The following is a 26,075-nucleotide window of genomic DNA, read 5'->3' as shown; positions in this document are numbered from 1 at the left end:
CGCCGGGCGGATGGTGTAGAACGGGAAGCGACGACAACACACGCCAGTTTCAGGACAAGACGATGACAGAACAGGTGATGGCCGCCATCGACGGCTCGCAGTTTTCCGAAGGGGTATGCGACTACGCGGCCTGGGCCAGCCTGGCGCTCGCGGCGCCGCTGACCTTCCTGCACGTGGTGGATAACCACCCGCAGACGGCGGAGCCCGACCTCTCCGGCAACATCGGGCTCGGCGCCCGGGAGCACCTGCTCGAGGAGCTGTCGCACCTGGACGAGCAGCGGGCCAAGGTGGCCCAGGAGCAGGGCCGGCTGATGCTCAAGGCGGCCAAGGCCAGGGCCATCGAGGACGGCGTGGCGGAGCCCGCCACCCGGCAGCGCAACGGCACCCTGGTGGAGACCCTCTCCGAACTCGAGAACGATATCCGCCTGCTGGTGATCGGCAAGCGCGGCGAGGGGGCGCACCAGGCGAGCGACCACCTTGGTTCCAACCTCGAGCGAGTGGTGCGTACCCTGCACCGGCCGATCCTGATGGCGCCGGAGACGTTCAAGCGCCCGGAACGGGTGATGATCGCCTTCGATGGCAGCAAGACCACCCGCAAGGGGGTCGAGCTCCTGGCGAAGAGCCCGCTGTTCAGCGGCATCCCCTGCCATGTGGTCATCGTCGGTGCCGAGACCGGGGACAACCGCTCCCAGCTGGACTGGGCGCTGTCGACCCTGCGCGAGGCCGGGCACGAGGCCGAGGGGGCGATCCGCGCCGGCGAGGTCGAGGAGACCCTGCGCAGCTACCAGCAGGAGCACGGCATCGACCTGCTGGTGATGGGGGCCTACGGCCACTCGCGTGTCCGCCACCTGCTCGTCGGCAGCACCACCACGACGATGCTGCGACGCGCCAGCCTGCCGGTGCTGCTGCTGCGCTAGTCGCCGCCGCGGCCTCGCCTCCTTGCCATCGCCGGCCCTCGGGCCGGCGATGTCGCGTCAGGCCCCCCGGGCCTCGGGGCTCGCCAGCACGCCCTGGGCCAGCGTCCAGCCGGTGACCAGGAAGGCCAGCATGCCGACCAGCACCAGGGAAAAGGAGGCGCCCAGGTCCAGTGCCAGGCCCAGCACGGCCGGAGCGATGCCGGTGGAGAAGACCATGGCGGCGCTCAGGGTGGCGCGCACCGTGCCCAGGTGCTCGGCGCCCCACAGACGCACCAGCAGGCTGGTGGCGATGGATTCCTGGGCTCCCATGGCGAGCCCGCCGCCGACCATCAGCGCCCAGACGCCGGCGTGGCCGCCGACGGTGATGGCCACGACCAGTGCCAGGGCGAAGGGCAGCAGGTAGAGCCTGGCCAGGCGCACCGGGCCCAGCCGGTCGACCCAGCGACCGCCCAGCAGGGCCCCGGGCAGCTTGGCCAGCCCCATGCCGGTCAGGGCCAGGGCATAGACGGTGAGCGTGCTGCCCAGGTCCTCGGTCATGCGTGCCTGATAGATGAAGAGCCCGGTCATGGTCACCGGCAGGATCATCAGCAGCGGCAGCAGCTGCCAGAAGCGCGCCTCCCGGAAGGGGCGCGGCCCGTCGCGGCCCTGGGCCCGGTCGGGGCGCTTCCCCGGCGCCTTCGGCCAGGGGCCGCGCAGCAGCAGCGGCCCCCAGAGGAGGGCCAGCACCAGCACGAACAGCCACCACAGCTGCTGCCAGCCCAGCCAGACCAGCAGGGCCGCGATCAGCGGCGGCAGCAGCGTCTCGCCCAGCATGATGCCCAGGCCCGTGAGGCCCAGGGCGCGGCCACGCAGGCTGACGAACTCGCGGCCGGCCAGGGTGTTGCCCAGGTGGGTCATCATGCCCTGTCCGCACAGGCGGACCAGGCCTAGCCCCAGCAGCCCCGTCAACCACCAGGGCGAGAGCGTGAGCAGCGCCACCCCGGCGAACAGCACGCCGAGCACCACCAGCGCGAAGCGCCGTGGCGCCACCCAGTCGATGACCGGGCCGAAACGCAGCATCGCGAAGCCGGCCAGCAGGGTCACCGTGGCATAGGCGGTGCCGAACTGGCCGGCGGTGAGGCCGAGCCGGTCGGAGATTGGCGCCTGGAAGAGGCCGATGAAGAAGCTCTGCCCCAGGCTCGAGGAGAACATCGCCAGGAAGGCGATGCTCAGCAGTCCGCGATGATCCCGCAGCAGCGTGCGGTAGCCCATGGTGACCTCCGGGGTGTCGTGACAGGCAAGAGGTGAGTGCGACGACAGGGCCGCAGTGGCAAGATGGTGCCCCTGAGGCCGCATGGCTGAAAGCGTCCTAGGGTATCAGCTGAACGTGGAGGGTGGCGCAGCTGGCCCGTGTTCCCCGGAATGGAGGCGGCGATGAATCATCCCGACCTGGAGATGGCGTCCGTGGTGAGGCGCCTGCACGCGCTGCGCGCCGAGCTGCTGGAGCAGAGCGACGCCAGCCGCGACGCCCGCGACACCGTGATGCTGGACCAGACCTCGGTGGGGCGCCTGTCGCGCATGGACGCCCTGCAGGGGCAGGCCATGGCCAAGGCCGAGGAGGAGCGGCGCCAGCTGGCGCTGCGACGCATCACCAGCGCCCTCGAGCGCATCGACCGGGGCGAGTACGGCGAGTGCATCGCCTGTGGCGACTGGATCGCCGCCCGGCGCCTGGAGCAGGACCCCCTGGTGCTGAAATGCATCGACTGTGCCGAGTGATGCCACCCCGGCGTGACCCGGTATAACGAGAACCGACGGAGAGACCCCGATGACCATCGAACGACACGACACCAAGGCGCGCATGAGTCGTGCAGTGATCCACAACGGCGTGGCCTGGCTGTGCGGCCAGGTGGCCGGCCCCGAGGCCCGCCATGGCGACATCACCGAGCAGACCCGGAGCATGCTGGAGCGGGTCGATGCGCTGCTCGCCGAGATCGGCTCCGACCGCGAGCACCTGCTCTCGGCGACCATCTACCTCAAGGACGGTCATGACTTCGCCGCCATGAATGCCGTCTGGGATGACTGGGTGCCCACCGGCCATGCGCCGGCCCGTACCTGCGTCTGTGCCCCCATGCCCGCCGACGAGCTGAAGGTGGAGATCACCGTTACCGCGCTGGTGTCGGGCGACTGACATGCCCTGGTGCGTCCCGGCCGGCGGGGCGCGTCACTCTCCCCGCCGGCCGGGACGCCTAGCGCTCGCAGGGGTCGTCGATGACGGCGGCCTCGCGCGGGCGCAGCCTCCGGGAGAGGGCATCCACGGCGATGTTGAGCATCGCAGTGACCAGCAGCAGGAAGAAGGCGACGTCGAACAGCAGGTACTGGAAGTTCGCGTCGATGTAGTAGCCCAGGGTCGCCACGCCCAGCATGCCCAGGATGGCCGTCTCGCGCAGGATCACCTCGGCGCGGTAATAGAGCAGCGCCAGCATGCCCGGATAGATCCGGGGCAGCAGCTCGTAGGCGAGGCGGCCGGCCCCCGTGGCATCGGGCATGCCCGGGGTGACCGCATCGGCGTGACGCGCCACCAGGAAGGCGATCAGTGCGCCGTTGTGCAGCGACAGCGCCAGCCAGGCGGGCAGCAGCGACGGGCCCAGCAGCAGCAGGAAGAGAAAGGCCAGCATCAGCTCGGGCGTCGAGCGCAGGAAGAGCAGCAGGCCCCGGCCGGCCAGCCGGGTGGCGGGATGGCCGAAGTGACGACAGGCGAGCGGCCACAGCGCCAGGGCCACCAGCAGCGACCCCACGCTGCCCAGCAGGCCGAGCAGCAGGGTGTTGCCGATGGCGGGCCCCAGGTCGGGGATCCTCGCCAGCCAGTCGGCGAGCCCCCGCCAGTCGCCCTCCAGCAGCGCCGGCGGCCAGATGTCCTGGCTGACGAAGCGCCACAGCAGGCCGCCGTTGACCTCCGGCCAGGGCCCCAGCAGGAAGCCGACGCCGATCGCCAACAGCGGGATCAGCCGCCGGTGTCCCCACCAGGGCAGGCTCGCGATCAGCAGGTAGAAGAGCCACAGCAGCGCCCCGGCCTCGTGGTAGCGCCCCTCGCGGAAGGCGGTCTCCAGCTGGAAGCCCAGGGTCGGCAGGCCGACGAAGCCCAGCAGCACGCTGGCCCGCAGGGCGCACTCGAAGCGGTAGCGGGTATAGGCCGCTAGCCGGGTCCAGGCCAGCGGCAGCTCCGTATAGACGAAGCGCGACAGTCGGCCGATGCCGGGCGGCAGGGCCTCCCTCGGCGCCCCCGGGATCTGCTCGAGGATCTCGGCATAGACCTTGGCGAAGATGCCGGCGTAGGGAATGGCCAAGGCCAGCAGCGCCGTGGCGGCCGAGAGGCCGAACACCTGCAGGAAGAGCAGGGCCCAGAACAGCTCATGGATCGCCCGCACGAAGGCGCAGCCGGCGCGCACCAGCCGCGACCGGGAAAACACCAGCGCCAGGGGAAAGCCCAGCAGTATACCGCCGAGCGTCCCCCAGAGGGCCACCGCCACGGTCAGCCCGATGGCCTCCAGGGGCGACTCCACCGTCCCCCAGGCCGGCCAGGCCAGTCCCCCGGCCATGCGCGCGAGCTCGCCCCAGGGATCGCGGGTCAGCACCGACAGGTCGGCGAAGGGCACCAGCACGATCGCCAGTGCCACCAGCGCCAGGCTGTGGCGAGCCAGGCGCAGCCCCGTGCTCTGCCCGCGCAGCCAGCCGGGTCTGGGTGTCAGGCCTGCCGCCGTCAAGGCCGGCCTCCTGCCTCGTCCCCCGGCGAGGCCGACGCGACGGGGTTGCCGGCATCCGGGTAGAGGGCGTCCAGGTCCGCCAGGGTGAGGTCACGCGCCGAGGCGTCGATCACCAGCCGCCCATCGCGCAGCCCCCAGACCCGGTCGAAGTGGGTAAGGGCCAGTTCCCGCTGGTGCAGGGCGATCACCGAGGTGGCGTGGCGTGCGTCGATCAGGGCCAGCAGGCGCAGCGCCTGATGGGGGTCAACGCTGGCCACGGGTTCGTCGCCGAGGAACAGGGCGCGCTGCTGGTAGAGCGCCCGGGCGATGGCCACCCGCTGGCGCTGGCCGCCGGAGAGCTGGCCGACCGGGCGGCGCATCAGTCCCTCCAGGCCCAGGGCGTCGCAGAGCTCGGCGACCTGTCGCCAGGGGCGGGCCAGCGGGCGTACCAGGTTCCACAGGTTGGCCAGGGCCGAGTGCTCGGCGAGGCGTCCCATGTAGACGTTGTGATAGACCGCCAGCTGAGGCACCAGGCCATGCTGCTGGGGGCACCAGGCGGCCGTATCGCCGAGTCGCCCCCGCAGGGCCCCCAGCAGGGTCGACTTTCCGGCTCCGCTGGGGCCGAGCAGGGCCACGCGCTCGCCCTGCCGGAGCGTGAGGCGCAGGCCCGGCAGTACCACCCGGTCGCCATGTCCCAGGTCAACGTCGTCCAGGCACAGCAGGGGGCGGCGGGAGTCGCCCATCAGCGCAGCAGGCCGAGCGCTTCGGCGACGTTCTCGATGGGGGTGTAGAGGGCGTTGTCGGCGGGGATGAAGCCCTCCCGCGGGAAGCTTGCCAGCAGGTCGGGGTCGTCCATCTCGAGCAGGGCCGCGCGCAGTCTCTCGGTGAAGCCCTCGCCGAACCGCTCGTCGACGTCACCGCGCACGGTCCAGTTATAGTCCGGGTAGGGCGGTGTGGCCCAGATCACGTCGACCTTGTCGGTATCCACGCGGCCGTCCGCCACCGCGGCCTCCCAGACGCTGAAGTTGACCGCCCCCAGGTCCCAGGTGCCGGCCTCCACCAGGGCGATGGTGCGGGAGTGGTCACCGGAGAAGCCGATCCGAGAGAACAGCTCGTCCGGGGCCTCCTCGAAGCGCTTGCGCAGGAAGTGCTCGGGCATCAGGCGCCCGGAGGTGGAGGTGCGTGAGCCGAAGGTCAGGCTCATGTCCTCGATGGCGTCGGGCAACGCATCGGCCCGCTCGAGGCCGGTGGAGCGGTGGGCGATGAAGTAGCTCTTGAACGCCGCGTCCTCGCTGCCCTGGGCCAGGGCCTCGGAGCCCGGCACCAGACGACGCGCCTGGACCCCGGAGAGGCCGCCGAACCAGGCCAGCTGGACCTGGTCATTGCGGAAGGCGGTGACCGAGGCCCCATAGGATTTCACGGGCACGTACTCCACCTCGACACCGAGCCGCCCCTCCAGGTAGTCCGCCACCTTCGAGAAGCGTTCGACCAGGCGCGACTGGTTCTCGTCGGGGATGGCGGTGAAGCGGAAGGTGTCGGCGGCGGCGCCCTGGGCGAACAGGCACAGGGCGACGACAGATGCGGCAAGCCAGCGCATATCGGTCTCCGGAGTGATCAATGGCCCGCCATTGTTGTGTCTCGCCAGCGGCCTGGCAAGTCGTGCACGGCAGGATCAACCCTGGTCGTCGCGTCCGTCGGCGGGGTAGCGGGTCACCTTCAGGCTGTCCTTGATCTTCTTCAGGTGGGGCAGGAAGTCCTCGCCGCGCCGCAGGGTCATGCCGGCGGCCAGGACATCGATCAGCGTCAGCTGGATCATGCGCGAGGTCATGGGCATGTAGTAGTCGGTATCCTCGGGGGTGGCGACCTCCAGGGTCTCGGTGCACTCGGCGGCCAGCGGCGAATCGGGGGCGGTGATGCCGAGCACCACGGCGCCGTTCTCTCGGGCCAGCCGGGCGATATCGACCAGGTCGCGGGTGCGGCCGGTCCAGGACAGCACCACGACCACGTCGCCGGTGTGGCAGGCGGCGGCCACCATGCGCTGCATCAGCACGTCCACGTAGGCAGTGACCGGCAGGTTGAAGCGGAAGAACTTGTGCTGGGCATCCTGGGCCACGGCGCCCGAGGCGCCCAGTCCGAAGAAGTGCAGCTGCCTGGCCTGGGTCAGGTAGTCGACGACGCGCTCGATGCGTTCCGGGGTGACCTCGCGGCGGGCCTGGTCCAGGGCGGCGATGGTGGCGCCGAAGATCTTGCCGGTGTACTCGGCCGCGGAGTCGTCCGGCTCCACCGCCTGGCTGACGTAGGGCGTGCCGCCGGCCAGGCTCTGGGCCAGCTTGATCTTGAAGTCCGGGTAGCCCTTGGCATCGAAGCTTCGGCAGAAGCGGTTGACCGTGGGCTCGCTGACAGAGGCGAGCTGGGCCAGGGTGGCGATGCTCATGCTGGTGGCCGAGGTCGGATCGGCCAGGATGACGTCGGCCACCTTGCGTTCGGATCGGTTGAGCTCGTCGAGCTGCCGGCGGATGCGGTCGAGCAGATCGTGTCTGACCATGGGCAATGCAGTCTCCGTGACGACGGGGCGCCATCGGCGGCGCAGGATGGAACACGGGTGATGTGGTGATTTAACTACATTATGCTGGCTATCCTGAGGGAAGCGCAAAGGGAGCGGGCGGAGTCATCTTCGTCGCGCCACGAGATTGTTGTAAACTTACATAAATATATTGCAGGCATCGCCCTGTATGCGCTATTTTTTGAGTAAGTTAACCAGATGGGGCGGACATGACACAACGCAAGCGACCCGGCGAGGCCCGGGCCACCGATGCCGGCAGCACCGCAATCGATCTGGCGCTGTTCGGTGCGCTCGGCGACCTGGCCCAGCGCAAGCTCTTTCCGGCGCTCTATCACCTCGACCGCGAGGGGCTCCTGGACGACAGCACCCGGATGCTGGGCCTGGCGCGCCAGGAGCTCGACCGGGAGGGCTTCCGGGGCCGGGTCGAGGCATCGCTCAAGACCCACGTGAATGCCGCGGAGCTCGATCGGGAGGTGCTGAAGCGCTTCCTCGCCCGCCTGGACTTCCTGCAGCTCGACTTCCTCGAGCCCGAGGGCTACGCCGCCGTCCGCGAGTGGCGCCAGGACGGCCTGGCCCGCCCCATGGTCGTCTACCTCTCGGTGGGGGCGAAGATCTATGGCGACATCTGCCGCAACCTTCAGGCCAGCGGCAGCCTCGATGACCAGAGCCGCGTGGTGGTCGAGAAGCCCATCGGCTTCGATCTCGAGTCCTCCGCCGAGGTCAACGATGCCATCGGCGCGGTCTTCCCCGAGTCCCGGGTCTACCGCATCGATCATTATCTCGGCAAGGAGACGGTGCAGAACCTGATCGCGCTGCGCTTCGCCAACCCGCTGTTCGGCACCCAGTGGAACCAGAACCACATCTCCCACGTCGAGATCACGGTGGCCGAGAAGGTGGGCATCGAGGGGCGCTGGGGCTACTTCGACGAGGCCGGCCAGCTGCGGGACATGGTGCAGAACCACCTGCTGCAGCTGGTCTGCCTGATCGCCATGGACCCGCCGGCCAACCTGGACGCCGATGCCATCCGCGACGAGAAGGTCAAGGTGCTCAAGGCGCTCAAGCCCTTCACCGACGACATGCTGGGGCGTGACGTGGTGCGCGGCCAGTACATGGCCGGCACCAACGACGGCCAGGCCGTGCCGGGCTACCTCGAGGAGGAGGGGGCCAACACCGACAGCCATACCGAGACCTTCGTGGCCATGAAGACCGGGGTGGCCAACTGGCGCTGGGCCGGGGTGCCCTTCTACCTGCGCACCGGCAAGCGCATGCCGGAGAAGCTCTCTCAGATCATCATCCATTTCCGCCAGCAGCCCCACTACATCTTCGATCCCGACCAGCGCGGGCTCGCCGCCAACAAGCTGGTGATCCGCCTGCAGCCGGAGGAGGGCATCGCCCTGGAGGTCCTGACCAAGGACAGCGGCCTGGACAAGGGCATGCGCCTGCGACGTGGCCCGCTGCACCTGGACTTCAGCAGCGCCTTTCCCAAGACCCGGATTCCGGATGCCTACGAGCGACTGCTGCTGGAAGTCATGAAGGGGCAGCAGTACCTCTTCGTGCGCCGCGACGAGGTCGAGCATGCCTGGCAGTGGTGCGACAGCCTGGTGGAGGCCTGGGCGGACCGTGACGAGCCGCCCCGGCGCTATCCCGCCGGCTCCTGGGGGCCGGTCGCCTCCATCGCCATGATCACCCAGGACGGTCGCAGCTGGTATGAAGACTACTGATATGCAATACCGCTTGGCCCCGGGGGCCGGTGGCGACTCTCTCGAGGCCGCCATGATCACCCGGGACGGCCGCAGCGGGTACGAGGACCATTGAGATGACCGACACGACCCCGACGCCCCGCGAACAGCTCGCCCGCCAGCTGGCCGAGGCCGTGGCCGAGGCCCTGAGGGCCGACCTGGCAACCCGCGAGCGCGCCCTGCTGGTGCTGTCCGGCGGCTCGACCCCGGTGCCCTTCTTCCAGGCCCTGGCCCCCATGGACCTGCCCTGGGCGCGCATCGAGGTGACGCTGGCCGACGAGCGCTGGGTGACCGAGGACGCGGACGACAGCAATGCCCGCCTGGTCCGCGAGCACCTGCTGCAGGGGCCGGCCGCCGAGGCCACCTTCGTGCCCCTGACCAGCGCCGCCGAGACGCCCGAGCAGGGGGTCGAGGAGGTGGCGGCACGCCTCGCGGGGCTGGCCTGGCCGGCCAGCGCCGTGGTGCTGGGCATGGGCGGCGACGGCCATACGGCCTCGCTGTTCCCCGACAGCCAGGAGCTCGCCCTGGCGCTGACCACGGAAGAGCCGCTGGTGGCGGTGCGCACCCCGAGCCAGCCCCAGGCGCGCATCACCCTGAGTGCCGAGCGGCTGCATCGGGCCCGGCGCCACTTCCTGCACATCACCGGCAGCGACAAGCGCGACGTGCTGGCCCGGGCCCTCTCCGGCGATGACGTCCGAGAGTTGCCTATCCGCGCCTTCCTGGCCTGCCCGGCAGCCATCTACTGGGCCCCCTGAGCCCGCGCCCGACTTTCTGGAGCTATCACATGACGATCGACAAACAGCTGCCGTCCACCCGCATCACCGAGCTCGACAGCATCTGCCTCAAGGCCGAGGTGATCCCGGTGCTGGCGATCCAGCGCATCGAGGATGCCGTGCCCCTGGCCAGGGCTCTGGTCGAAGGCGGCCTCTCGGTGCTCGAGATCACCCTGCGGACCGACTGCGCGCTGGAGGCCATCGAGCGCATCAAGGCGGCGCTGCCCCAGGCCAGCGTCGGCGTCGGGACCGTGCTGACCCCGGCCCAGTATCGCCAGGCCGAGCAGGTCGGGGCCGACTTCGTGGTCACCCCCGGCACCACCGAGGCGCTCTATCGCTACGGCGTCGGCAGCCCCGTGCCCATGCTGCCGGGCATCGCCACCGTCTCCGAGCTGATGGTGGGCTGGCAGTACGGCTACCGGCGCTTCAAGTTCTTTCCGGCCGAGGCCAGCGGCGGGGTCAAGGCGCTCAAGGCCTTCGCCGGCCCGATTCCCGAGGCACGCTTCTGCCCCACCGGCGGGATCGGCATCAACAACGCCGAGGACTACCTGGCGCTGAAGAACGTGATGTGCGTGGGCGGTTCCTGGCTGACCCCCAAGTCGCTGGTCGACGCCGAGGACTGGGATGCCATCCGCTCCCTGGCCCGCGAGGCGGCGGAGCGCTTCCACCACTGAGGCCTTCCTGTCCACCCCGGTTGTTCCTGTGCTCTCTCGACAGCCGATTGCTGTCGTTTTCCCCCGGCCCCTGGCCGGGGTTTTTTTTGGGTGGCGTTTGGTGAGATCGAAAACACCCCGGGCCGGCAGGGCCGGCCCGGGGTGGGGAGAGTGGGACGAGCGGGCCGCGATCAGCGCCGCAGGCGTGCCAGGTCCTCGCGGTCGGGCAGGGCGGCATAGGCCCCGGGGCGGGTCACGGCGTGGGCGCCGCAACGGCAGGCGGTCTCCACGGCCCGGTGCAGGAAGGCCGTGTCCTGGTGCCAGGCGCTATCGACGCCCGTCGCGGCGGTGAGCTCGGCGATCTCGGCCAGCAGCCCGCCGATGAAGGCATCGCCGCCGGCCGTGGTGTCCACGGCCTGCACGACCGGTGGCGTGATCCGCTCCTCCCGGCCGATGCCCAGCAGGGAGACCTGCCCCGGGCCGTCGGTGATCACCGCGACCTTTACCCCGGCGGCGAGGCGTTCGGCCAGCCAGCCCTCCCGGGGATGGTCGGCGCGCAGGTCGTCGAGCTCGTCCGTCGAGAGCTTGAGCAGGTCGGCGGCGTCGAGCAGGCGGGTGACCAGGCTGATGTCGGCCGTGCCGTCGGCCCAGAGGTTATGGCGCAGGTTGGCGTCCACGCTCACCAGGCAGCCGGCGCGGCGCGCCATCTCGGCCATGGCCAGGGTGGTCTCGGCGATCTCGGGCTCCGTCAGGCTGTTGCTGCAGAAGTGCACGATGGCGGGGTCGGCGAAGACCCCGGCGGGCAGGTGCTCCAGCCGATAGAGGAGGTCGGCCGCCGGCGGGCGGTAGAAGTCGAAGGTGCGCTCGCCGTCGGCGTCGCGGGAGACGAAGGCCAGGGCCGTGCGCGCCTCGCGGGTGCGCACCACGCCGGAGGTGTCGACGCCGTGGGCGGCCAGCTCCGCGGCCAGGAAGTCACCGAAGTGATCCTCGCCGAGCATGCCGAGGAAGCGGCTCGGCACGCCCAGGCGGGCGCAGGCCACGGCCACGTTGGCGGGGGCGCCACCGGCATAGGGGGTGAAGACTTCCGGGGCATCCGCCGTTCCGCCGGCGGGCTCGCCGAGACGGCTGGAGAGCAGGTCGACGAGCGCCTCGCCGAAGGTGATGACGGGGGTCATGGTGTCGTGTCCTCGCTGCTCAGGGTGGTGCCCAGCAGGTGCTGGGCGCCGGGGACCAGCCAGACCGGGTCGAGGCGGGTATTGGCCGCCTCGACGCACAGGAAGTGTCGGGCGGCCTCCACGGAGGTGTCGCCGGGCGGGGCGTCGCCGGGATGCCAGACCACCGCCGAGTCGCTGCCCTGGCGGGCGATGCGAAGCCGGCGGGTGCCGTCGTCGAGGCGCAGCTCGGCATTGCTGCGGTAGATGCGATCCAGCGGGCCGCGCACGCCGAGCTCGCCCTGCTGGTCGCGCTCGGCGAAGTCGGCCAGCTTGTCCAGGTAGGTGGCGCCGGCCAGGCCCTCCACCCGGCAGGCGAAGGCATCGTCGACCGCCAGGTAGCTGTGCAGGGCCCCGGTGATCTTCACCGGCGTCTCGCCGACGTGCTCGGTGATCAGCTCCACGTGCAGGCGCCGGGCGTTGGCCTGGATCACCGCGCGGGGGATCAGCTGGCCGTGCAGGCGCTCCTCGGGCGAGAGGTGCAGCTCCACCCCCTCCTCATGCTCGTCCACGGCATCCAGCCGCCAGTCGGCCTTGCGCGCCGGGCCGTGCATCGGCCCGGAGCGGTCCGGCGACTCGTCGGCGGTGTTCTCGTCGGCGAACCAGGGCCAGCAGAGCGGGATGCCGCCGCGGATCGCGCCGGGCAGGTCCTGGGGCGTGGGAGTGACCCACAGCCAGCCGCCAGGCACCAGGGCCTCCTTGGCGGCACTGTCTGCCGGCGCCGGAGCGCCTGCGGCTCGCGCGGCCTCGGGCGCGGATTGATAGTGAAGGACTTGCGCGCCCTGCAGCGACACGGCGAGCTGCCCCCAGGCCTCGTTGGCCAGCCAGACCTCACGGCCGGCCCAGTGGACGCGGCGTTGACCGCGGGTCTCCTCGACCAGCGCGGCGAGCGATTCGGGAATCATGCGATCTCCTCGGTGGTCATTCGACCTCTGGATTGTGCAGGGCCTCGGCGGCGCCCAGCAGGCCCGTCCAGGGCGCGGTGACGACCTGGACCGGGATGGCCCCGGTGTAGGCGCCCATGCGCCCCTTGGCGGTGAAGGCCTCGAGGAAGCGGCTCTCGGGAAGCCACTGGAGCAGGCGGGGCAGGATGCCGCCGCACAGGGCGACGCCGCCGCGGGCCCCCATGGTCAGGGCGGCATCGCCGCAGACGTCGCCGAGGATCTTCAGGAACCGCAGCAGGGTATCACGGGCCACCGGGTCGCCGCCCGCGGCCGCCTCGGTGACCTCGGCCGGGCTCGCCAGCCGGGGCGGGGCGCCCTTGAGGGAGCAGTGGGCCAGATAGAGGTCGAGCAGGCCCTGGCCGCACAGGATGCGCTCCACCGAGACGCGACCGTAGCGGTTGCGGAAGTGCCGCAGCAGGTTCTGCTCGCGCTCGTCGGTGGGCGCGAAGGTCACGTGGCCGCCCTCGGTGGGCAGCGGGATCCAGGCCTGGCGGCCGGGGAACAGCCCGGCCACGCCGAGCCCGGTGCCGGGACCGATCACCAGCCTGGCCGCATGGGGGATCGCCTCGCCGCGCTGTACCTCCACCAGGTCGTCGGTCGCCACGTGAGGGACACCCAGCGCCTGGGCGGTGAAGTCGTTGATCGCCTTGAAGAGGCTGAGCCCCAGCGCGTCCTGGACCGCCTGGCGGGAGAACGCCCAGTGATTGTTGGTCATGGTCACCCGGTCGCCGCGGATCGGGCAGGCGAAGGCCAGGCAGGCCTCCCGCGGGGCGTCGTCTCCGGTCAGGCCGACCCGTGCCAGGTAGTCGCGTGCCGCCTCCACCAGGCCGGGATAGTCCGCACAGGGCAGGCTCTGGATGTCATGAGGCGTGAAGGTGTCCGGCGCCACCAGCGCGAAGCGCGCGTTGGTACCACCGATATCGCCGATAAGCGCGGGTCGGGTCATGGTGAGTTCGCCTCTTCAAGCGGCTGCGCCAGCAGGGTGTGGTGCCCCGGCTCTCGACCGGGTCCACTCATCAAGGCAGGGCAAGTCATTCAGGCGTCCTCGTCGTGGATCTGGCCCTCCTGGCGCGCCAGGTCGTCGGCCTCGAACCCGCCGAAGACCCCGGCGCCCTCCTCGCCGCGCATGGCCAGGTGGCGGAAGCCACCGAACAGCTCGCGGCCGAGGCCCACGTGGTAGTGGTCCAGGTCGCCGACCCGCATCGCTCGCTCGGCCCACTCGTGGGCGTCGACCTTCACCTCGAGGCTGCCGGTGTCGGCATCCAGTCGCACGATATCGCCATCATGGAGCTTCGCCAGGGGCCCGCCGTCCAGGGCCTCGGGGCTCATGTGGATGGCCGCCGGGACCTTGCCGGAGGCCCCGGACATGCGCCCGTCGGTGACCAGCGCCACCTTGTAGCCCCGATCCTGCAGCACACCGAGGTAGGGCGTCAGCTTGTGCAGCTCGGGCATGCCGTTGGCCTTGGGGCCCTGGAAGCGCACCACGGCGATGACGTCGCGGTCCAGGTCGCCGGCCTCGAAGGCCGCCTTCAGATCGTTCTGGTCCTCGAAGATCTGGACCGGCGCCTCGACCACGCGATGCTCGGACCGGACCGCCGAGACCTTGATCACCCCGCGGCCCAGGTTGCCGTCGAGCACGGTGAGGCCGCCGGTGGGGGCGAAGGGCGTGGCGACCGGGCGCAGCACGTCATCGTCGAGGCTCTTCTCCGGCCCCTCGCGCCAGACCAGGGTGCCGTCCTCGAGGAAGGGCTCCCGGGTGTATTCGGTCAGGTCGGTGCCGAACACCGTGGGGATGTCGCCGTGGATCAGCCCGGCGCCGAGCAGCTCGCGGAACAGCAGGCTCATGCCGCCGGCGGCTTGGAAATGGTTGATGTCGGCCTGGCCGTTGGGATAGACCTGCATCAGGCTCGGCGTCACCGCGGAGAGATCGGTGAAGTCGTCCCAGGTGAGGGTCAGCCCGGCGGCGGCGGCCATGGCCACCAGGTGCAGGGTGTGGTTGGTGGAGCCGCCGGAGGCGAGCAGGCCGACGATGGCGTTGACGATGGCGCGCTCGTCGATCTGCTTGTAGAAGGGGCGATACTCGCCGCCGGGCTCGGTGTTGCGGACCGCCTGTTCGGTGGCGTAGCGGGTCAGCGCCTCGCGCATCTCGGTGCCGGGATTGACGAAGGAGGTACCGGGCAGGTGCAGGCCCATCATCTCCATCATCAGCTGGTTGGAGTTGGCGGTGCCGTAGAAGGTGCAGGTGCCGGGGCTGTGGTAGGAGGCGGACTCGGCCTCCAGCAGGTCCTCGCGGCTGGCCTTGCCCTCGGCGAAGAGCTGGCGAATGCGCGCCTTCTCCTTGTTGGGCAGGCCGCTGGGCATGGGGCCCGCCGGCACGAACATGGCCGGCAGGTGGCCGAAGCGGGCCGCGGCGATGAACAGCCCCGGGACGATCTTGTCGCAGACCCCGAGGTAGAGGGCCCCGTCGAACATGTTGTGGGAGAGCCCCACGGCGGTGGCCATGGCGATCACGTCGCGGGAGAACAGCGACAGCTCCATGCCCGGCTGGCCCTGGGTGACGCCGTCGCACATGGCGGGTACGCCGCCGGCGAACTGGGCGGTGGAGCCCATGGCACGCGCCGCGGCCTTGATGGTCTCGGGGAAGGTCTCCAGCGGCTGGTGCGCCGAGAGCATGTCGTTGTAGGCCGAGATGATCCCCAGGTTGGCCGAGTTCATCAGCTTCAGCGCGTCCTTGTCCGCCGCGCCACAGGCCGCGAAGCCGTGGGCCAGGTTGCCGCAGGAGAGCTCGCCGCGATGCACGCCACGGCGGTGCTGGTCGGCCATGCGACGCTCGTATAGGGCGCGCCGCTCGGCGGAGCGTTCGCGGATGCGGCGGGTGACGTCGGCGACGGTGTCGTTGAGGGCGGGGGTCGTGCTGGCCATGAAGCACCTCGGCTCTGTTCAGTTTGGTAAGTTTACCAATATCGTTTGCGGAATTCCGCCCATGCTAGCCGTATTTCGACTCGATTTGTAGTTTTATTACCTTAAAGTCCGAGCAGCTTGAGCAGCCACTTCCGGTAGGGCGGGTTCAGCAGCCCGACGGCGCTGCGCCGGGACTGGACGAAGACGCTGCGCTGGTGGCTGAAGCGCAGGAAGCCGGCCTCGCCGTGGTAGCTGCCCATGCCGCTCTCGCCCACGCCGCCGAAGGGCAGGCCGGGCACGGCGCTGTGCCAGAGGGTGTCGTTGAAGACCATGCCGCCGGAGCGTGTCTGCTCCACCAGGCGTCGGCGACGGGCCGGGTCGTCGGTAAAGGCGTAGAGCGCCAGCGGACGCGGGCCCTCGGTGACCCGCTCCAGGGCGGCGTCGAAGTCGCGCATGCCGATGACCGGCAGCCAGGGACCGAAGACCTCCTCCTGCATGATCGCAAGGCGCCGGGTGGGATCGATCACCAGGGTCGGCGGCAGCTTCACGCCGTGGGTGAACTCCACCCGCTCGCCGAGCTCGATCACCCGGCAGCCGTGGTCACGCGCCTGTGCCAGCATGCCCTCGAGGCGGGTGCGCGAGGCCTCGCCGGGCACGGCCGAATAGTCGTCGCCGGCCGTGCCCTTCGGATAGAACGCCGCGACCGCCTCGCGCAGGGCCTCGACGAAGTCGGGCAGTCGGGCGGCATCGATCAACACGTGGTCCGGCGCGATGCAGGTCTGGCCGGCATTGAACCACTTGCCGAAGGCGATGCGCCGGGCGGCATGGGCCAGGTCGGCGTCATCGGCGACGATGGCCGGGGTCTTGCCGCCCAGCCCCAGGGTGATCGGGGTCAGGTGCTGGGCGGCGGCGGTGGCCACCGTCCGGCCATGGCGCGCCGGCCCGGTGTAGAGCAGGTGGTCGAAGGGCAGGGCGGCGAAGGTACGGCCGACCTCGGCGTCGCCCTCGATCACGCAGAGTTCCGCGGGGTCGAAGTAGCGTTCCACCAGTCCTGCCAACAGGGCGCTGGTGGTGGGGGCCTGCTCGCTCGGCTTGATCATCACCCGGTTGCCGGCGGCCAGGGCGTCCACCGCCGGCATCAGGGCCAGCTGCCAAGGATAGTTGGCCGGTGCGATGATGCCCACCACGCCCAGCGGCTGGCGATGGACGCGTGCCCGGGCGGGGGCCAGTCGCCAGGGCATGGCCGCTCGGCGGGGCTTCATCCAGCGCTTGAGGCGGCGGCGGGCATGGCGCACGGCCTGGAGCAGGGTGGCGATCTCTGCCAGGCGGGTCTCCGCCTCGGCCCGATGGCCGGCATCCTGGCGGATCGCCTGGACGATCTCGTCTCGATGCTGGCGGGTCATGGTCGCCAGCCGGTCGAGGCGATCACGACGGGTCGCCGCCGAGGGGTAGGGCTCGGCGGCGAAGGCGTGGCGCTGGTGATCCAGGTGGGCCTGCAGGCTGCGGGCGTCGGCCATGCGCGTCTCCCGGGTGGGTGGTGGAATCGCTGGTAAGGGTCTGCGCACAATGTATGCGCTATGCCGGTGGCTTGTCAGCCGCCGGCCCGTCTTTCCCGGGGAGGCCCCATGTCGGAACTGGTCCTGAGTGAAGTGTCCGCCATCGAGGCGGTGCCGGCGGCGCAATGGAACGCCCTCGTCGACGACGACCACCCCTTCCTGCGCCACGAGTTCCTGCATGCCCTGGAGGCCAGCGGGGCCGCGAGCCCCGCCACCGGCTGGGTGCCGCGCCACCTGACCCTCTGGGAGGGCGAGGCGCTGGTCGGGATCCTGCCCCACTACCACAAGCACCACTCCTACGGGGAGTACGTCTTCGACTGGGGCTGGGCCGACGCCTGGGAGCGTGCCGGTGGCGACTATTATCCCAAGGGGCTCTCGGCGATTCCCTTTACCCCCGCCCCGGGGCCGCGCCTGGCCCTGGCGCCGCACCTCGATCCGCTGGTCGCCCGTCGCCTGCTGGCCAGCGCGTGGGAGGAGCGCGACCTGTCGAGCTGGCACCTGCTGTTCGCCCGGGCGGACGAGGTGGCGGCCTGGCGCGAGGCCCGCCCGGCCCTGCTGGCGCGCCGCGGGGTGCAGTTCCAGTGGCGCGATCGCGGCTATGGCGACTTCGAGGGGTTTCTCGCCGCCCTGACCGCGAAGCGGCGCAAGGCTATCCGGCGCGAGCGGCGCCTGGTGGCCGACCAGGGGCTGACCCTGCACCGCCTGGAGGGGGAGGCCATCGACGAGGCGGCCATGGCCCACTTCTTCCGCTGCTACGAGATCACCTACCTGGAGCGCGGCCGTCATGGCTACCTCGACCTCGACTTCTTCGAGCGCCTGCGCCGCACCCTGCCCGAGTCGCTGCTGCTGATCCAGGCACGCCTCGACGGCCGGCCGGTGGCCGCCGCGCTCTGCCTGCAGGGCGCGCGTACCCTCTACGGGCGCTACTGGGGCAGCGAGGTGACCGCCGACTGCCTGCACTTCGAGGCCTGCTACTACCAGGGCATCGAGCACTGCCTGGCGCGGGGGCTGACCCGCTTCGACCCGGGCACCCAGGGCGAGCACAAGCTCTCCCGGGGCTTCGCCCCGCAGCGGCTCACCTCGCTGCACCACATCGCCGACGCCCGGCTGCGCGATGCCGTCGCGCGCTTCTGCGCCGAGGAGGCGACCCACGTCGAGGCCTACTGCCGTGCGGCCGAGGCGGCGCTGCCCTACAGGAGAGAGTGACCGGGGTCTGCTATACTTCAACGTTGAATGTAACCAATCGGTTTCAGAATGTTTCATTAGCGTTAAGCGAATGCTCATGCATTCACGGCTGTCCGGCAAGGGCAGCCGCAGGGAGATGCTGACACGGACGGAAGCTGAATCGTCCACGGGCTTGGCAGGCAGGGCAGTTCACTGCTGACAAGGAGTGGGGTGAGATGCAATGGAAGGTAAAGCGCGCTGTTGGCTGGTCGATGTCGGGGCGAAGGGCGCACGCCATCTGGAAGAGCTGCTGGGGTCGCTTGGTTGGGAGGTGCACCGGCTGTCCCCTCCGTTCTCGGAGTGTGGGGAGCTGGACAGCACCGGGTGCGGGGTCGGGGTGGTCCTGCTGGAGGGCTTGTCCAGCAAGCACCTGGGCCATCTGGAGTCCCTGATGATCAGGAGCCAATGCCTGTGGCTGGCGGTCGCGTCTGATTCTGCCATCGACAACGCCGAAAACCGCAGGCTCGTCGCGACCCTCTGTCATGGCGTCGTTGAGCCGGGCGTGGCAAGCGCCGACCTGGGGTGCCTGATGAAGCATGCGGCCTTCCTTTCTGGCCTGCAGAGTCAGGATGTCGAGCGTCGACACAGTGCCGCCGCCATGTCGTCGGACGCGGCGGAGTACGAGATGGTGGGGACGACCCCGGCCATGTGGACGCTGTTCCAGACCATTCGCAAGGTGGCCGCGGTGGACGCCCCAGTGTTCATCAGTGGCGAGTCGGGCACCGGCAAGGAGCTGACGGCCCAGGCCATCCATGAGCGTTCGCCGAGGGCCTCGGCGGCCTGTCATGCCATCAACTGTGGTGCCCTGCCTGACCATCTGATCCAGTCAGAACTCTTCGGCCACGAGAAGGGCGCCTTCACGGGAGCGGGCCAGCGCAAGATCGGACGCATCGAGGCCACCGACGGCGGGACGCTGTTTCTCGACGAGATCGGTGACCTGCCGCTCGAGCTGCAGGTGAACCTGCTGCGCTTTCTCGAGACTCGCAGCATCCAGCGCGTCGGTGGCCTGGAGGATATCGCCGTCGACGTGCGCATCATCGCGGCCACGCATGTCGATCTCGAGCGGGCCGTCGAGGAGGGCCGCTTCCGGGAAGACCTCTATCACCGCTTGAATGTGTTACAGATCAAGGTGCCGCCCCTGCGTGAGCACCAGGAAGACATCGAAATCCTGGCGCGTTACTTCTTCGAGCGTTTCTCGGGCGAGAAATCGGCTCGCCTGAAAGGCTTCTCCCGTGAGGCCCTGCTGGTCATGCGCCAGTACCACTGGCCGGGGAACGTTCGCGAACTGATCAACCGGATACGCCGTGCCATGGTCATGTGCGAGAACCCCCTGATCCAGCCTGAGGACCTCGGCATCGAACGGCGGAAGATTGCGCGTCATGGCATGTCGCTCGACCAGGCCAGGGACACGGCCGAGCGTGAGGCGCTGGTCGCCGCCCTGGGCCGCAACAAGCACAAGGTGCTCCCCGCCGCCGAGGAGCTTGGGGTGTCTCGTGTCACCATTTATCGGCTGATGGATAAGCACGGCCTGACCCGCCCTGGGGCCTGCGCCCCGGCGAAGCGCTAGACTGCCTCTCTCCTCGAGACTCTCTGGTCTCCTTCCCTTTGCACTTTTCTCATCATGCCTGCCTGGCTCCCAGGCAGGCATTTTTCTGTGACACCCGGCGAACAGGCCGCCACAGGGTTCAGCACTGTGACACTCACCTCTCATGCGGTTAACCGACTGATTCGTTGGCATCTACCGGGATCCCAATCACCAATCGCCTACCTTGCATCTCGTCCTGTTACACCAAGTTAACAGTAAGTTACGGAGGCGAAATTCTAAATACAATAAAAACAATAAGTTATAAAGTTAGCACGGCGATTGCTCTAGTTTTAGTAACGAAGAGTCACGAGATGTTACGGAGACGCCGCCATGCAACCCACCGCCATCGCACCGCGCCATCAGGCAGGCCACCACGCCGGGGCTGCGACGGGTCGTGCAGGCAGTCACCGTCTCCCTGGCGAAGCTTCACTGAAGCAGCTGGCGATGATGGGCCTGCTGGCAGCAGGCCTGGCAGTCACGCAGTTCGCCCAGGCGAGCGCCACCGCAACGGAAGACGCCGGGTCAGCAGCAGGGATATTTGGCGTCACCGGCATGCATCTGGCCGAGCGTCTGGATGACAGCTCCCTCGCGTCGATCCGCGGCCGTTACGTCGATGCTCGGGTGCTGGATGAGGGTGGCGCAGACTTCGTCATCCTCTGGGATGAACGTCACGGCCAGGGAACCGGCAGTGATGGCAAGGGGGCCGGCAGGTCCATTTCCACCGGGCTCGGCAATCAGCAGAGCACCACGGTGACAACCGGGCGGGGGCAGTAACCATGACGATTCAGCGACTTCAGGTCACCAGGCTCGCTCGATTCACGCTCTTGACGAGCCTCCTGATCGGCTCCTCGGCCAGTGTCGGTGCAGCGGATACAGGGGCTAGCCATCGGCTGAACCCCGGTGTGCGTCCAGGTGACGTCGTCGTGCTGCGCCGCGTCGAACCAGTGCCTGTCGGGAGAAGTGATCGCCACGACGGCCCCATCGAGGCAAGGGTCAATGCTCGTGACAACGCCATGGCCCTGCAGCAGCGCCTGACCGGCATCCAGGCCATCTCACTCTCGGATGAGCGCGCGGCCGGTATCCGGGGGAGCGTCGGAGGCGCGATGGGGCCGCTGCATCGAGCGCTGGGAACGGACAGCCAGCTCTCCCGAGGCACCACCGCGAGCGCAGGCGGTAGCCATCGGGCGCCGGCAAGTCTCGGAGGGGGCTCGGCGACAGGCAGCATCGGCTCGATCACCTCCGGTCTCTCGGGAACCGTCGGCAAGGCACTCTCACCACTGACAGGACGGAATTGATCATGGCGACGCATCACACGGACAACATCGGCGGCGGATCGGTTGGTGAAATCCTGCACCGCCAAAGAAAGGGAATTGTGGCCATGGCAACGGCCTGCCTGCTGGCGGGTGGCCTGCAGCTGACCGCGGCGGCTCAGGAGTTTCCGGGGATGCGCAACAGCACCGTCCTGAACGGCAGCGCCCTGAGCAGCGTCAGCGGGGTCAGCTCCACCAACATGGCGGCCGGCGACGGCAACCTGCAGAACAACGGCGGCGCCATTGCCATCGGCAAGGTGGCCAATGCGACCAACACCCTCCTGCAGCGGTCGAGGATCGAGGAGCAACGAGGCAACACGCAGGACAGTGTCCAGATTCAGGACCGCGCCTATCGACAGGCCGATGGCTGGCTGTCGATCAATCAGGCAGCGGGCGAGGGGAATGTGCAGAGCAACGACTTCGGCGTGGCTCTGGGCATATCGGCCAGCAACCTCAGCGACTCTACGTTGCAGCAGGTGATGGCCGACAAGCAGAGGCTGAGTGGAACCGGTGACGGCTCGGGTCAATCCTCCCGAAAGGTCGAGATCGACAAGACGACCTTCGAGGGGGCCCGGGGTGTCATCCAGGTCAACCAGTCAGCCGGCACGGGGAACGCTACGCGCAACAGCTTCCGCATGAACATGGCGCTGGGGCAGTAGCGACACAGCAATGCAGCAATCAGAACGATTCGGTTCATTCAGGAGAAATACCATGAAAACCTTCCAGAAAGCACCGCTGGCACTGGCAATTACCGCGCTGATGGCCGCGCCCTATGCGTTGGCTGAGGGCCACCCCAACGAGTTCGAAACCAACAGCTCCATCAATTCGGACTTCACCAACAACATCGCTGTCGATCTCATGCACTCCTCCGATACCGACAAGTCCTTCAGGGTAAGAGTGAATGCCAGGGATCCGGCGCGGCACTACTCCGGTGCCACGGTCGACAGCAAGCAGATGAATGACTTCAACAGTGTGGACAATCAGGTCTCCGACAACAATGCCACCGTGGGGGCAGGCGTCGGGGCTGGCGCCTCTGGGAATATCGGCATCAACGTGGCGGCCGGCGACAACAATAGCCAGGCCAATGATGCCGCGCTCTCCGCCTCTGATGCGGCGCGGGTGTTCAGTCAGGCGGCGGCCTTCTCGGCCCAGTCGTCCTCCTGGAACGAGGTCCAGAACTCCGGCAGCCCCAATAACGCGCGCGTGGGCGGAAGCTCGCTCCAGAATGCTACCGGCAATATCGGTCTCAACGTCGCGGCAGGCGTCGCCAATGCGCAGCAGAACTCGCTGGCGGCTTCCGCCAACACCAATAGCGGGTCCGCCGATGCCACGGCCGGTGGCGTTCAGACCGCCTACAACAACACCACCACCAACCAGGGTCACACCGAGACCTTTACCGACACGGTCCGGGTTAGTGTCTCCGGTGTGATGAGCGGTGGATATCGAGGTACTGGAAGTGGTGCCTACGATGGCACATGGAATCAGACCAACGATGTCTATCCCGAGATCTGGATTGGCGGTCAAGAGGGTAACAACCATGGTTCTGGCTCAGGGAAGGAGTATTGGGGCCATGCGGACTTCGATGATCAAGGCACCGCGGGCGATGACGGACGGTTTGAAGGAGATGAGGGCGGTACCCTCGGATTCAGCGAAGTTGGCAGGATGAGAATGGGGGGCACCATGTCCGGTTCCGTCACCACGACCAATACCGTCTATGTGGCCAATGAGAACAACGCGTCTCTCGGCGGCAATGCCCTGCGCGGTGCCAGCGGCAACATCGGGGTGAACGTGGCCGCCGGTACCAACAACCTGCAGCGTAACTCCATGGCCATTGCCTCGTCGTCCATGGGGGCAGGCACCGGTGGTGGCGGCACTGAGTAGTAATCTCGACCTGCCGAGATGCCTCTGCCGCATCCAGTGAAATTCCCGGCCTGCCTCGGCAGGCCGGGTGTTCGAACGAAGCAAAGCATGCATACAAAGGGTGAGCCAAGGAGTCAGTCATGAAACCGAGCTATCGGCGTTGGATGCCATTACTGGTCCTGGGGCTTTCCCTTCCCTTTCTTGAAGCCCAGGCGGCCAGTGTGCGCCTGGGCAACGTCATGTCCGGCACCGTGATCCAGAAGGACGTGCAGTCCATCCGGGAGCGGCGCTTCGAGAACCTGGTTGAACAGCACACGGATTTCTCCTGCGGGGCGGCCTCGCTGGCCACCATCCTCAAGTATGCCTATCGGCAGCCCTCGATCACCGAGGAGGCCGTGCTCGCCGGCATGCTGGAGGTCTCGGACCCCGAGGTGGTGCGTGAGCGGGGCTTCTCGCTGCTGGACCTGAAGAACTACGTGGGAACCCTCGGCTACCGTGGCCGGGGCTACGAGGTGGCACCCGATACCCTGGAGGAGGTCTCGATCCCGGTCATCGTGTTGCTGGACCTCGAGGGATACAAGCATTTCGTGGTCATGAAGAAGGCCAGTGGGGATCGGGTCTACGTGGGAGATCCAGCGCTGGGCAACCGCGTGATGACGCGGGATGAGTTCATGGCCTCATGGAACAGCATCATCTTCGCCATCGTGGGTGAAGGGTTCGATCGCAATACCGCGCTGCTTGATCCCCGGCAGCCGTTGACGGCGCACCGCATGCAGGATGTCTTTGCTCCGGTGCCCAGGCAGAAACTGCTCGATTTCGGCTTTCGACATGCGGACCTCTTCTGACACCAGGGGATGAGACCACAGTCGATCTGAGGGTGACGAACATGTTCAAGCACGATTGGAAACAGAGCGTGAGGAGGGGCGGCATCACCGCCCTGTTGGCGATCTCCACGGTGGGCCTGTCGGCGCCGCCGGCGGTGGCCGCGGTGTCGGACTTCACCGATTTCGCCTCGGGCAGGCAGTTGAGCGATGCGGAACTAGGGCAGATGCGGGGTCGTTTCGTCGACAAGGGTAGCCTGATGTTCTTCGGCGTGCAGATGACCAGCGAGTGGCGAACGTCCCAGGGCGAGCATCTCATGGTGCAGGGCAACCTGCTCGGCGATCTCCGCGGCCTGGTCCCCAAGGTGACCTTCGAACCACGCCTCACCATGGTCTCGATGAAGGAGCAGGGCGCCACCGGCCCCGGCGGCAACGGGGCAACCGTTCGGGATGCCGGGACCGGCAACGCCCGAGGGGTGGTCCAGACCATCCAGGCGGGGGGCGACTTCAACGCCGCGGCCAACGACCTGCAGATCGATGTGCTGGATGCGTCGACACGCAAGGGGGGGGCGCACCCAGGCTCTCGGTGACGCTCTTGAGCGTCGCCTGCCGTCTGGTACGCGGATGACCGTCCATAACGGCGCTGAGGGGATGGGAGTCGCGCTCGAGGTGCCCGGGATGGGTCGTGTGACCCAGGCCATCGTGCCCAGTCGCGGGCTTCGCCAGTCGATCCAGCTGACCAGTGACCTGCAGCAGGTGCGCAACCTGACCCGGCTGCAACTCTACATGGATCGCCGCAGTGCCAATGCCGGCGCGCCTGGTGTGCGCAGTGCCGTTGAGTCGGCGCGTCAGCTCAGGCGCTGAGGATGTCCAGCGTCAACGTTTTGATGGTCTAGACTTCAGCTGTCCTAAGGCGGTTGCCATCGTGCCCGTGGTGTGTGAATTAGGGCTCTAAGGGGTAACCGACAGGTTGGTTGCTCAAGCACAAGGAGATATGTGTGGTTACCTCGAGATCATTCATGCGGAACAAGGTGTCGGTCCTGTCGCTGGTCACCGTGGCGGCGTTACCCGGTGCCGCCACGGTGACCCAGGCGCAGATGAGCCCTGACGACGGGGAGGTGGTGCGAGAGGCCAGGCCCAGCCAGAGCGTCGAGAACGTCCTGCGCGAGGAGCATGCGCTCTTCTCGGATCGGCTGACCATCGAGCCGGGCATCAACTACTCCTATTCGGATCGCTCCCAGCTGGCCCTCCGGGGCTTTCTCGCTCTCGACGCCATCTTCCTGGGAGAGATCAATGTCGATGCGGTAGAGAGTCATATCACGACCTTCGATCTCAGCACCCGCTATGGTCTGACCAATCGGCTGGAAGTCGGGCTGAATCTGCCCTTTGTCTACCGCAGCAGTACCTACCAGTCCATCGGTGACGACTTTTCCACCGAAAAGAACAGTGAGACCTCGGTGGATGAAGCAGACCTAGGCGATATCAGTCTGTCATTGTCCTATCGTCTGCTGCCCGAAACCCAATCCCGGCCCGATCTCGTCTGGAACCTTGGCGTACGGGCGCCTACAGGCACCGATCCTTACGGGGTTGATGTGCGTGAAGACCCCAACTCCAACCTGAATGTGCCCACGGAGCTGCCAACCGGTAACGGGGTCTGGGGGGTCAACACAGGAGTGTCGGTGCTGAAGACCCTGGACCCCGCCATCGTCTTTGCCAACCTCGGCTACACCTACAATTTCGAGGAGAGCTTTGACGATATCTCCGCGTCCGAGGGCAATCAGCCGGGAGATGTGAAGCTGGGGGATACCATTCGTGCCGGCTTCGGGACGGCCTTTGCTCTGAAAGAAAGCCTGAGTCTCTCCCTCTCCTATTCCCACGAGTATATCCAGAAGTCCGAGACGACCCAGGACGGGGTGACCAACAAGGTCATCGGCAGCGACGCCAGTGTCGGGGTGCTCAACCTCGGGGGGACCTATGCCCTGAGCGACAGCACCTCCATCGTCACCAGCCTCGGCGTGGGCCTGACCGACGATGCCTCCGACATCAGCCTGACCTTCCGCATGCCCTTCCAGATGTAGTCGATCCGGGTCTCGATGATCCCGAGTTCAAGCAAGCCACCGGAGGCGGTGGCTTGCTTGTTTCTTCCTGTCACATGGACAGGGGAGGCCCGGCAGTGTAGCCGTGACCGCGGACACCCTGATCTTCCGCCCCTGCCATGCTTGTGCCCCGCATCTCGCCGCCCTGCGCCACAAGATGGCATAATGCCGCCATCGACACTCCTTCGCGACGGAATTTCCCT

At 68.2% G+C, this 26,075-nt stretch carries 26 protein-coding genes; 16 read left to right on the top strand and 10 right to left on the bottom strand.

Translation table 11 applies throughout. The annotated features are described in order from the left end of the window. The first annotated feature begins 62 nt into the window (after nt 1-62). On the top strand, nt 63-917 hold the full coding sequence (locus BOX17_RS03980) for a universal stress protein (RefSeq protein WP_071942162.1): 855 nt from the start codon (nt 63-65) through the stop codon (nt 915-917). Between the two features lie 57 nt (nt 918-974). Here the strand turns inward: BOX17_RS03980 and BOX17_RS03975 are convergent, their stop codons facing one another. Next, on the bottom strand, nt 975-2,168 hold the full coding sequence (locus tag BOX17_RS03975) for an MFS transporter (RefSeq protein ID WP_071942161.1): 1,194 nt from the start codon (nt 2,166-2,168) through the stop codon (nt 975-977). A 162-nt stretch (nt 2,169-2,330) separates the two neighbouring features. Here BOX17_RS03975 and BOX17_RS03970 point away from each other — a divergent pair, with 162 nt between their 5' ends. Both BOX17_RS03970 and BOX17_RS03965 read left to right on the top strand, forming a co-directional pair. Continuing rightward, nucleotides 2,331-2,672, top strand: coding sequence for a TraR/DksA family transcriptional regulator (locus BOX17_RS03970; RefSeq protein WP_071942160.1), 342 nt, complete (start codon nt 2,331-2,333; stop codon nt 2,670-2,672). A gap of 49 nt (nt 2,673-2,721) precedes the next feature. Beyond that, nucleotides 2,722-3,084, top strand: a complete 363-nt coding sequence (locus BOX17_RS03965; protein WP_071942159.1) for a RidA family protein — start codon at nt 2,722-2,724, stop codon at nt 3,082-3,084. Between the two features lie 58 nt (nt 3,085-3,142). Here BOX17_RS03965 and BOX17_RS03960 read toward each other — a convergent pair whose 3' ends face one another. The 4 genes from BOX17_RS03960 to BOX17_RS03945 all read right to left on the bottom strand — a co-directional run bounded on the left by BOX17_RS03960 (nt 3,143) and on the right by BOX17_RS03945 (nt 7,181). Further along, entirely contained in the window at nt 3,143-4,657 is a 1,515-nt protein-coding gene (locus tag BOX17_RS03960) for a PhnE/PtxC family ABC transporter permease (RefSeq protein WP_083582064.1), read from the bottom strand. Further along, complete coding sequence (locus tag BOX17_RS03955) at nt 4,654-5,379, bottom strand: ATP-binding cassette domain-containing protein (protein WP_071942158.1); 726 nt, start codon at nt 5,377-5,379, stop codon at nt 4,654-4,656. Before BOX17_RS03955 ends, BOX17_RS03960 begins: the two co-directional genes overlap by 4 nt. Next, entirely contained in the window at nt 5,379-6,233 is an 855-nt protein-coding gene (locus tag BOX17_RS03950) for a putative selenate ABC transporter substrate-binding protein (RefSeq protein ID WP_071942157.1), read from the bottom strand. The genes BOX17_RS03955 and BOX17_RS03950 overlap by 1 nt, the downstream gene beginning before the upstream one ends. Nucleotides 6,234-6,308: 75 nt before the next feature. Continuing rightward, nucleotides 6,309-7,181, bottom strand: a complete 873-nt coding sequence (locus BOX17_RS03945; RefSeq protein ID WP_071942156.1) for a MurR/RpiR family transcriptional regulator — start codon at nt 7,179-7,181, stop codon at nt 6,309-6,311. A 227-nt stretch (nt 7,182-7,408) separates the two neighbouring features. Here BOX17_RS03945 and zwf point away from each other — a divergent pair, with 227 nt between their 5' ends. The 3 genes from zwf to BOX17_RS03930 all read left to right on the top strand — a co-directional run bounded on the left by zwf (nt 7,409) and on the right by BOX17_RS03930 (nt 10,385). Next, nucleotides 7,409-8,920 carry a glucose-6-phosphate dehydrogenase gene (zwf, locus tag BOX17_RS03940; RefSeq protein WP_071942155.1) on the top strand — a complete coding sequence of 504 codons (1,512 nt, stop codon included), beginning with the start codon at nt 7,409-7,411 and terminating at the stop codon, nt 8,918-8,920. 95 nt (nt 8,921-9,015) lie between these two features. Beyond that, nucleotides 9,016-9,693: a 6-phosphogluconolactonase gene (gene pgl / locus BOX17_RS03935; protein ID WP_071942154.1), complete on the top strand. Its 678-nt coding sequence runs from the start codon at nt 9,016-9,018 to the stop codon at nt 9,691-9,693. A gap of 29 nt (nt 9,694-9,722) precedes the next feature. Continuing rightward, the gene (locus BOX17_RS03930; protein WP_071942153.1) at nt 9,723-10,385 is read left to right on the top strand and encodes a bifunctional 4-hydroxy-2-oxoglutarate aldolase/2-dehydro-3-deoxy-phosphogluconate aldolase; all 663 of its coding nucleotides are present in this window, start codon (nt 9,723-9,725) and stop codon (nt 10,383-10,385) included. A gap of 170 nt (nt 10,386-10,555) precedes the next feature. Here the strand turns inward: BOX17_RS03930 and BOX17_RS03925 are convergent, their stop codons facing one another. The 5 genes from BOX17_RS03925 to BOX17_RS03905 form a co-directional block, all read right to left on the bottom strand. Further along, nucleotides 10,556-11,539: a carbohydrate kinase family protein gene (locus BOX17_RS03925; RefSeq protein ID WP_071942152.1), complete on the bottom strand. Its 984-nt coding sequence runs from the start codon at nt 11,537-11,539 to the stop codon at nt 10,556-10,558. Then, on the bottom strand, nt 11,536-12,480 hold the full coding sequence (locus BOX17_RS03920; RefSeq protein ID WP_071942151.1) for a D-hexose-6-phosphate mutarotase: 945 nt from the start codon (nt 12,478-12,480) through the stop codon (nt 11,536-11,538). The genes BOX17_RS03925 and BOX17_RS03920 overlap by 4 nt, the downstream gene beginning before the upstream one ends. 16 nt (nt 12,481-12,496) lie before the next feature. After that, nucleotides 12,497-13,465: a glucokinase gene (gene glk / locus BOX17_RS03915; RefSeq protein WP_071942150.1), complete on the bottom strand. Its 969-nt coding sequence runs from the start codon at nt 13,463-13,465 to the stop codon at nt 12,497-12,499. Nucleotides 13,466-13,554: 89 nt separating this feature from the next. Continuing rightward, nucleotides 13,555-15,441 (bottom strand): phosphogluconate dehydratase, encoded by a 1,887-nt coding sequence (gene edd, locus BOX17_RS03910; RefSeq protein ID WP_071942149.1) that lies wholly within the window; start codon nt 15,439-15,441, stop codon nt 13,555-13,557. Between the two features lie 101 nt (nt 15,442-15,542). Next, on the bottom strand, nt 15,543-16,937 hold the full coding sequence (locus BOX17_RS03905; RefSeq protein WP_071942148.1) for an aldehyde dehydrogenase family protein: 1,395 nt from the start codon (nt 16,935-16,937) through the stop codon (nt 15,543-15,545). Between the two features lie 108 nt (nt 16,938-17,045). On the opposite strand from BOX17_RS03905, the gene BOX17_RS03900 reads away from it, so the two are divergent. From BOX17_RS03900 to BOX17_RS03860, 10 genes are all read left to right on the top strand, one after another. Beyond that, a complete protein-coding gene (locus BOX17_RS03900; RefSeq protein ID WP_071942147.1) occupies nt 17,046-18,182 on the top strand; it encodes a GNAT family N-acetyltransferase in 1,137 nt (378 codons plus the stop codon). A 199-nt stretch (nt 18,183-18,381) separates the two neighbouring features. Further along, complete coding sequence (locus BOX17_RS03895) at nt 18,382-19,767, top strand: sigma-54 interaction domain-containing protein (RefSeq protein WP_083582063.1); 1,386 nt, start codon at nt 18,382-18,384, stop codon at nt 19,765-19,767. Between the two features lie 348 nt (nt 19,768-20,115). Next, on the top strand, nt 20,116-20,559 hold the full coding sequence (locus BOX17_RS03890) for a hypothetical protein (protein WP_125925523.1): 444 nt from the start codon (nt 20,116-20,118) through the stop codon (nt 20,557-20,559). Nucleotides 20,560-20,561: 2 nt separating this feature from the next. Continuing rightward, on the top strand, nt 20,562-21,080 hold the full coding sequence (locus BOX17_RS16725; protein WP_125925521.1) for a hypothetical protein: 519 nt from the start codon (nt 20,562-20,564) through the stop codon (nt 21,078-21,080). 2 nt (nt 21,081-21,082) lie between these two features. Continuing rightward, nucleotides 21,083-21,754 carry a hypothetical protein gene (locus tag BOX17_RS03885; RefSeq protein WP_125925520.1) on the top strand — a complete coding sequence of 224 codons (672 nt, stop codon included), beginning with the start codon at nt 21,083-21,085 and terminating at the stop codon, nt 21,752-21,754. A gap of 52 nt (nt 21,755-21,806) precedes the next feature. After that, nucleotides 21,807-22,976, top strand: a complete 1,170-nt coding sequence (locus tag BOX17_RS03880) for a hypothetical protein (RefSeq protein WP_071942144.1) — start codon at nt 21,807-21,809, stop codon at nt 22,974-22,976. Nucleotides 22,977-23,095: 119 nt separating this feature from the next. Next, entirely contained in the window at nt 23,096-23,800 is a 705-nt protein-coding gene (locus BOX17_RS03875; protein ID WP_208858091.1) for a C39 family peptidase, read from the top strand. Between the two features lie 41 nt (nt 23,801-23,841). Next, nucleotides 23,842-24,366: a hypothetical protein gene (locus BOX17_RS03870; RefSeq protein WP_071942142.1), complete on the top strand. Its 525-nt coding sequence runs from the start codon at nt 23,842-23,844 to the stop codon at nt 24,364-24,366. A gap of 88 nt (nt 24,367-24,454) precedes the next feature. Then, nucleotides 24,455-24,640 carry a hypothetical protein gene (locus BOX17_RS03865; RefSeq protein ID WP_071942141.1) on the top strand — a complete coding sequence of 62 codons (186 nt, stop codon included), beginning with the start codon at nt 24,455-24,457 and terminating at the stop codon, nt 24,638-24,640. 155 nt (nt 24,641-24,795) lie between these two features. Continuing rightward, on the top strand, nt 24,796-25,854 hold the full coding sequence (locus BOX17_RS03860) for a transporter (protein ID WP_071942140.1): 1,059 nt from the start codon (nt 24,796-24,798) through the stop codon (nt 25,852-25,854). The last annotated feature ends 221 nt before the right edge of the window (nt 25,855-26,075 follow it).

This window comes from Halomonas aestuarii (assembly GCF_001886615.1).
Lineage (GTDB): Bacteria > Pseudomonadota > Gammaproteobacteria > Pseudomonadales > Halomonadaceae > Halomonas > Halomonas aestuarii.
The sequence above is the reverse complement of the archived record's forward strand: the minus strand, read 5'-3'. Positions and strand labels throughout refer to the sequence as shown.